The organism is Amycolatopsis sp. CA-126428 (assembly GCF_002904335.1).
In the GTDB taxonomy this organism is placed as follows: domain Bacteria; phylum Actinomycetota; class Actinomycetes; order Mycobacteriales; family Pseudonocardiaceae; genus Amycolatopsis.
In genome coordinates this window covers 161,528-168,344 of the sequence record NZ_PPHF01000098.1, presented here as the reverse complement: position 1 = coordinate 168,344, position 6,817 = coordinate 161,528, and the positions used below count along the sequence as shown (strand labels likewise).

The 6,817-nt window shown below is 69.0% G+C and carries 8 protein-coding genes; 4 read left to right on the top strand and 4 right to left on the bottom strand.

Going from position 1 to position 6,817, the window contains the following annotated elements; translation table 11 throughout:
- Positions 1–68: 68 nt before the first annotated feature.
- Positions 69–641, bottom strand: coding sequence for a peroxidase-related enzyme (locus C2L58_RS26430; protein ID WP_103340377.1), 573 nt, complete (start codon positions 639–641; stop codon positions 69–71).
- A 32-nt stretch (positions 642–673) separates the two neighbouring features.
- Between C2L58_RS26430 and C2L58_RS26425 the strand changes: the two genes are divergently transcribed.
- Positions 674–1,276 (top strand): hypothetical protein, encoded by a 603-nt coding sequence (locus C2L58_RS26425; protein ID WP_103340376.1) that lies wholly within the window; start codon positions 674–676, stop codon positions 1,274–1,276.
- Here the strand turns inward: C2L58_RS26425 and mctP are convergent.
- Together mctP and C2L58_RS26415 are read right to left on the bottom strand one after the other, a co-directional pair.
- Positions 1,273–2,916, bottom strand: coding sequence for a monocarboxylate uptake permease MctP (mctP, locus tag C2L58_RS26420; protein ID WP_103340375.1), 1,644 nt, complete (start codon positions 2,914–2,916; stop codon positions 1,273–1,275). The genes C2L58_RS26425 and mctP overlap by 4 nt on opposite strands.
- Entirely contained in the window at positions 2,913–3,191 is a 279-nt protein-coding gene (locus tag C2L58_RS26415; RefSeq protein ID WP_103340374.1) for a DUF3311 domain-containing protein, read from the bottom strand. The genes mctP and C2L58_RS26415 overlap by 4 nt, the downstream gene beginning before the upstream one ends.
- Positions 3,192–3,379: 188 nt before the next feature.
- On the opposite strand from C2L58_RS26415, the gene C2L58_RS26410 reads away from it, so the two are divergent.
- From C2L58_RS26410 to C2L58_RS26400, 3 genes are all read left to right on the top strand, one after another.
- Positions 3,380–4,999, top strand: a complete 1,620-nt coding sequence (locus tag C2L58_RS26410; protein ID WP_103340373.1) for an alpha/beta hydrolase — start codon at positions 3,380–3,382, stop codon at positions 4,997–4,999.
- Between the two features lie 116 nt (positions 5,000–5,115).
- The gene (locus C2L58_RS26405) at positions 5,116–5,388 is read left to right on the top strand and encodes a helix-turn-helix domain-containing protein (protein WP_103340372.1); all 273 of its coding nucleotides are present in this window, start codon (positions 5,116–5,118) and stop codon (positions 5,386–5,388) included.
- A 9-nt stretch (positions 5,389–5,397) separates the two neighbouring features.
- The gene (locus tag C2L58_RS26400; protein ID WP_103340371.1) at positions 5,398–6,213 is read left to right on the top strand and encodes a GNAT family N-acetyltransferase; all 816 of its coding nucleotides are present in this window, start codon (positions 5,398–5,400) and stop codon (positions 6,211–6,213) included.
- On the opposite strand, the gene C2L58_RS26395 is transcribed toward C2L58_RS26400, so the two are convergent.
- On the bottom strand, positions 6,210–6,788 hold the full coding sequence (locus tag C2L58_RS26395) for an EndoU domain-containing protein (protein WP_103340370.1): 579 nt from the start codon (positions 6,786–6,788) through the stop codon (positions 6,210–6,212). The two genes, C2L58_RS26400 and C2L58_RS26395, sit on opposite strands and share 4 nt — an antisense overlap.
- Between the last annotated feature and the right edge of the window lie 29 nt (positions 6,789–6,817).

Below are 6,817 nucleotides of genomic sequence, written 5' to 3'. Positions count from 1 at the left end.
CGACCCCACAGCTCAACCGGCGGCAAGCCGCCGGTCACCCGGCTGACCAACCTCCCTGGACATCACAGCTAGCGCGGCACCCGGCCGAGCAGGAAGAACTCCGGGTTCGGGCGGAGCGCAGTGAGGTGGGCGAGGCGGTTCGACATCGCGAACAACGCCGTGATCGCGCCGACGTCCCAGATCTCGTCGTCGGTCAGGCCGGCGTTGCGCGCGGCTTCGAGGTCACCTTCGCCGAACAACGCGGAATCCTGGGCGAGCGCCAGTGCCAGATCGACGATCGCGCGGCCGCGGTCGTCGAGTTCCACCTGCCACGGGTTGCTCGACACGCGGTCGGCCAGCTCGGGGTCCTTCGCGCGGATGCGCAGGATGGCACCGTGGGCGACGACGCAGTAGGTGCAGTGGTTGGCGCCCGAGGTGGCGACGACGACCAGCTCCCGCTCGGCCTTGGTGAGTCCGTCGGTGCGTTCCATGAGCGCGTCGTGGTAGTCGAGGAACGCCCGCAGCTCGGCGGGGCGGTGGCCGAGGGCGCGGAAGATGTTGGGCACGAAGCCCGACTTCTCCGCGATCGCACCGACTCGTTCACGCAGGTCGTCGGGCAGGTCCTCGAGGTCCACCACCGGAAACCGGCTCACGTCGCTCATGGGCTTCACGCTAGCCGTGGTTGGCTGTCGGCGTGACGGACTACGTCGACGGGTACTGCGAACGCGTTGCGCCCGGGCTCTGGGGTGAGCCGCTCGACAGTCTCAGCAGCCTCGCGTTCCTCGTCGCCGCCGTGCTCGTGTGGCGGCTGGCCAAGGGGGATCGGACCGGGCGGGTGCTCGCGGTGCTGATCGGGCTCGTCTTCGTCGCGAGCACCGCCTTCCACCTGCTCGCGACGCGCTGGGCGGCCGTCGGGGACTCGGGCGCTCTCCTTCTCTTCGCGGCCGTGTATGCCGTGTTGTTCACCCGCGAAAACTGGGGCCCGCGCTGGGCGTGGGCCGCCGCGCCGGTGTTCCTCGCGCTGACCGTCGGCTCGGCGTTGCTGGGTGGCGGGCTCTACCTGGGCGCTCTCATCGGCCTCGGCGTCTTCGCCGCGATACTCGCCTTCAAGCGCGACACCCACTGGACGCACTCCGCCGTGGCAGGTGCCATCTTCGCGCTCTCATTGAGCTTGCGCGGGCTCGACCGGGACGTGTGTGACTACGTCCCGGCCGGCACGCACTTCCTCTGGCACCTGCTCACCGGCGTGGTGCTCTACCTCGTGTCACGGACGCTCGTCCGCCGCGAGAGTCCTTAGTGGACACCGATCGGGCGCAGGTCCTTGTCGTTCTCGTCGGCGTGGTAGTCCTCGGCGTTGGTGTCGTCGGTGCCGTTGAAGACCTTCAGCTGCCGGGCGATCACCGTCACGATCACCGTGACCACCAGGTTGCCGATCAACGCCACGAAACCGACGTAGATCTGGACCGCCGAACCCGCGAACGGGTGCCAGCCGAACAGCGACAGGTTGCCCAGTGACAGCGCCGAACCGCCGAAGTGCTGCTTGCCGTTGGCCGGGTTGGGGATGCCGTACAGCATGATCAGGCCCCAGCCGATGCCGACGACCCAGCCCGCGATCAGGCCCCAGCGGTGGAACCAGCGCGTGTACAACGCGAGCGCCACGGCCGGCAATGTCTGCAGGATCAGCACGCCGCCGATGAGCTGGAGGTCGATCGAGAACTGCGGGTCGATCAGGATGATCACGGCGACCGCGCCGAGCTTCACGACCAGCGAAGCGAGCTTCGCCTGCTTCGCTTCTTCCTGCGGTGTCGCGTTCTTGCGGATGTACTCCTTGTAGATGTTGCGCGTCCACAGGTTGGCCGCGGCGATCGACATGATCGCCGCCGGCACCAGGGCGCCGATCCCGATCGCGGCGAACGCGATGCCGGCGAACCAGGACGAGAACTGGCTGTCGAACAGGACCGGGACGATCGTGTTGCCGTCCGCCTTGCCGGTGGCCGCGTTCGTCAGCGGCTTGACACCGGCGGTGATCGCCACGTAGCCGAGCAGGGCCAGCAGGCCGAGCACCAGCGAGTACGCCGGGAGCGCGACCATGTTCCGCTTGATGACGTTGCGGCCGCGCGAGGCCAGCACGCTGGTCAGCGAGTGCGGGTACAGGAACAGCGCGAGCGCCGAGCCCAGGGCCAGCGTCGCGTACTGCAGCTGGTTGTTGGCGTTCAACAGGATGCCGTCGGCCTTCGACGGGGTCTTGTCGAACTTGGCCACCGCCGTGTCGAAGATGTGCGACCAGCCGCCCAGCTTCGAGGGCAGGTAGATGATCGCCACCAGGATCACGATGTAGATCAGGATGTCCTTGACGAACGCGATCAGCGCGGGCGCCCGCAGGCCGGACTGGTAGGTGTAGAAGGCCAGGATGACGAAGGCGACCAGCAGCGGCAGGTGCCCGACGATGCCGGAGCCGTTGATGCCCATCGTCCGCAGCACGGCTTCGAGGCCGACCAGCTGCAGCGCGATGTACGGCATGGTCGCGACGATGCCGGTGATCGCGACCAGCAGCGCGAGGATCGGCGAGCCGAAGCGGCCGCGCACGAAGTCGGCCGGGGTGACGTAGCCGCGCACCCGCGAGACCGACCACATCCGCAGCGCCGGGAGCAGGACGATCGGGTAGACGACGATCGTGTACGGCAGCGCGTAGAGGCCGAGCGCGCCGGCGCTGAACACCAGCGCGGGCACCGCGACGAACGTGTACGCCGTGTAGAGGTCACCGCCGAGCAGGAACCAGGTGATCCACGAGCCGAACTTGCGGCCGCCGAGACCCCATTCGTCCAGGTGGTCCAGCGTGCTGCCCCGCTGCCAGCGCGAAGCCATGAAGCCGAGGACGGTGACCAGCGCGAACAGGATCGTGAAGATGATCAGCTCGGGCCACTGCAGGTTGCTCATCGAGCGTCCCCCTCGTCCAGGTCCTCGACGCTCAGCTTGTCCGGCGCGTCAACGGTCGGGCTCTTCCTCGTCATCAGGTAGACGATCCAGGTGCTCAGCACCCCGACGCCGACCATGAGGAATTGGAACCAGTAGAAGAACGGCAGGCCGAACAACCGTGGACCGTCCATGTTGAACAATGGCGTGACCAGGACCAGCAGCGGGACGATCAGGAGCAGGTTCCACGGGCTGAACTGAAACCCGCGCACCTTTCCGTCGTGCTTCACAGTCGACATCGGACCTCACCTAACACTCCCGTAACCGACTGCCTGACCTTAAGACCTCAGTGACAGCGAGTCACGCTTGTCCGATATCGATTTGATCGCCCCGGTCGCCGATGCCGACCAACGTCGGTTGCCCCGCACCTACCGGCCCGATATCAATAGCCCGACTCCGCACGCGCAAACCCAAAAGGGGCAACCGTATGACACGACTCCGCTACGCGGTGGTGATCCCGGCGATCGCCGGCACCCTGCTGGCCGGGTTCACGCCTGCGTTCGCAGGTCAGGAGGTCGCGGCCGGTAAGCAGCCGCTGAACTCCACGAACATCCCGGCGCAGTACGCGAACCAGAAGCTGGACTGGCACAAGTGCGCTGTCCCCTCCGAGCTGCCGACGGCCCCGCCCGCGGGTGCCGAGGACATGGAGTGCGCGACCTACAAGACCCCGCGCAACTGGTACCAGGCCAACGCCCAGATCGACCTGACCATCGCGGTCAGCCGGCTGAAGGCGACCAAGGACGCGACCGCCAGCGTCGTCACCAACCCCGGCGGCCCGGGTGCGCCCGGCCGCAACTTCCCGGCCCGCCTGCGCAACCAGCCGAAGCTGCGCGAGCACCAGGAAATCGTCGGCTTCGACCCGCGCGGCACCGGCAAGAGCACCAACATCACCTGCGGCGGCGCCATCGGCACCGGGTCGGACCTGGACCCGCGTGACCGCGACCGCGGCAACCTGAACCTGATCCTGCAGGCGACGAAGTACGCGGCGCTGTCCTGCCAGCAGAAGTCCGGCGAGCTGGGCCCGCTGATCAACACCGACCAGACGGTCAAGGACATCGACCTGCTGCGCGTGCTGCTCGGCCGCGACAAGATCAACTGGGTCGGCTACTCCGCGGGCACCTGGATGGGCGCGCACTACGCGCAGGCCTACCCGGCCCGCACCGGCCGGTTCGTCCTCGACTCCTCGACGGAGTTCACCACGACCTGGCAGAAGTCGTTCGACTGGCAGCCGCTCGGCTTCGAGCGCCGCTTCCGGGCCGACTTCCTCCCGTGGGTGGCGAAGTACGACAAGCTCTACCACTTCGGCACCACCGGCGAAGCGGCCCGCCAGACCTACGAGCAGGTCCGCTACGCCCTGACCCAGGGCGCGGTCACCCTGCCCGACGGTTCGACCGTCTCGGCCAACGGCCTCGACTCGTTCATCGCGTCGCAGATCTACTCCAAGCGCGCCTTCCCCGGCCTGGCCGACTACCTGGTCAGCGTCCGCACGCTGACCCAGGGCACCGCTTCGGCGCAGGCCAAGTCCGCGGCCGCGCAGAAGGTCAAGGCCGGCGACAAGAGCACCGTCACCTACGGCCCGCAGCCGCTGATGGTGCCGGCCGACGGCGACTCCTACGACGCCAGCTTCTGGACCATCCCGTGCAACGAGGGTCCGTGGACCGGCTCGCCCAACAGCGCCATCAAGGACTCGCAGAAGCTGATCGACCAGCAGCTGCCGCTCCTGGGTGCCGGCTGGTTCATCCAGCCGTGCCTGTTCTGGAAGAAGCCGCCGTCCCCGCTCCCGGTGCTGGACGGCAAGGGTGTCCCGCCGGTGCTGATCGTCGAGTCGGAGCACGACCCGGCGACGCCGATCGAGGGCGCGCGGCGCGCGCACAAGGCGTTCGCGGGTTCGCGGATGCTGACGATCACCGGTGAGGGTGACCACGGCATCTACGCCGGCGGCAACGCGGGTGTGGACAAGGTCGTGGAGGCCTACCTCGTCGACGGCGTGGTGCCGAACGACCAGAGCCTGCCCGGCATGCCACTTCCGGTGCCCGCGGGCGCCTGACACCACAAGGGCTGGTGGCGGCCCCGCCGAACGGAGGTTCGGCGGGGCCTTTCCACACCTGTGCACAGAGTTGTCCACAGGCGGTGGACAACTCCGGTGGTATTAGAATCACACCCATGGTTCGGGTACCGCTTACGGATGAAGAGCGAGAACGGGGCGAACGCCTCGGCCAGGCACTGCGCGCGGCGCGGGCCGGCCGGAGCATGGTCGAAGTCGCCGCGGAGGCGGGGATCTCGGTCGAAACGCTCCGGAAGATCGAGACCGGGCGCATCCCGACACCGGCCTTCTTCACGGTCGCCGCGATCGCCGATGCCGTCGGCCTGCCGCTGGAGGAGCTGCGCGCGGCCGTCACGCCCGCCGCGTCACCCACGCTTTCGCAGGCGAGCTGACCTGCGGAAATGCCCTGGCACCTCACCGAGGACATCGAAGACTTCCTCGCCCGGACCGGCGACTTCCTGCGCTCGCGTCCCGCCCTGCACACCTCGCAGCTGACCCGGCTCGAAAAGTTGCGGACGCAGGAGGAAAAGGGCACGCTCTTCGGCCGGCTGGAGCAGGACGGCGAGGTCCGCGCGATCTGCTACTGCCGCCCGGCGCAACGCCTGATCCTCACCGCGGTCGCCCCCGGCGAGGCCGACGCCCTCGCCGCGGCACTGGTCGGCCGGCCGTTGTCCGGCGTGACCGGGGAGGACGACACCGCCGGCGCGTTCGCCGAGGCGTGGCGACGGCACACCGACGCGGTGCCGGTGCCCGGGGTGCGGGTCCGGCTCTACCGGCTCGGCACCCTCACCCCGCCGGAGCCGATGCCCGAAGGCCGCGCGCTGGCCGCGCGGGACCGTGCGGAGGTCATCCGCTGGTGCAGCGAGTTCGCCACCGCGGTCGGGCAGGCGCCCATCGCCGACGAGCGGTCCTGGGCTGCGTCGAACTTCGCCGGCAAGCAGTTCACGTTCTGGGAGACCGATTCGCCCGTCGCCATGGCGGGATCGACCCCGGTGCTGGCGGGCATGGTCCGGGTCGACCCCGTCTACACCCCGGCCCGGTTCCGCGGCCGGGGTTACGCCGGTGCCGTGACGGTCGCCGTGAGCCAGGCCGCGCTGGCCGCCGGTGCGACGGACGTCGTCCTCTACACCGATCCCGCCAACGTCACCAGCAACGCCCTGTACCGCCGCCTCGGCTACGCCCCCATCGCGGCTTTCCAGGGGTACGACTTCCGCTAGGCCGGCCGCAGCTGCTTGAGGATGTGCTCGCGGTCGTTGAGGAACACGCACCCGGGCACCGGCAGGTCGTAGCTGTTGAGCAGCTTCTCGAAGTCCGAAAACTCGTCGGCGGAGAAGCCGAAGCCGACCCGGTACGCGTGCGCGGCCAGCACGTCGGCCAGTTCCTCCCACTCGCCGGCCCACAGCAACGTCCGGTAGTGCGTGTAGTCCTCCGGGGAGAGCCGGTTGCCGATCGTGGTCAGGACGCTGTCGGCGAAGAAGCTGATCCGGTTGCCCTTGAGGTCGGCGACCGTCGGGTTCGCCGGGTCGCGCGCGGTGTCGGGGTTGCGGACCACGCCGGGCCCGGCCACCGGGTAGGCGGTGTGCACGTGCCCGTTGTCCTCGACCAGCACGATCAGGTGGACGTTGAACCGCTCGCCGGCACAGCGCCAGCGGCCGTTGCGCTGCTGCCGCCGGGCCTCGCTGGGGTCGTTCGCGACGTCCTTGACCACGGAGATGATCTGCTCGTCGGTCCAGCCGGCCGGGAACTCGCTGGTCGCCCTGCGCCCGACGCCCGGTGCGTGCCCGCCGCCCACTCGCTGCTCCCTTCGTCGCACCGAGGGTA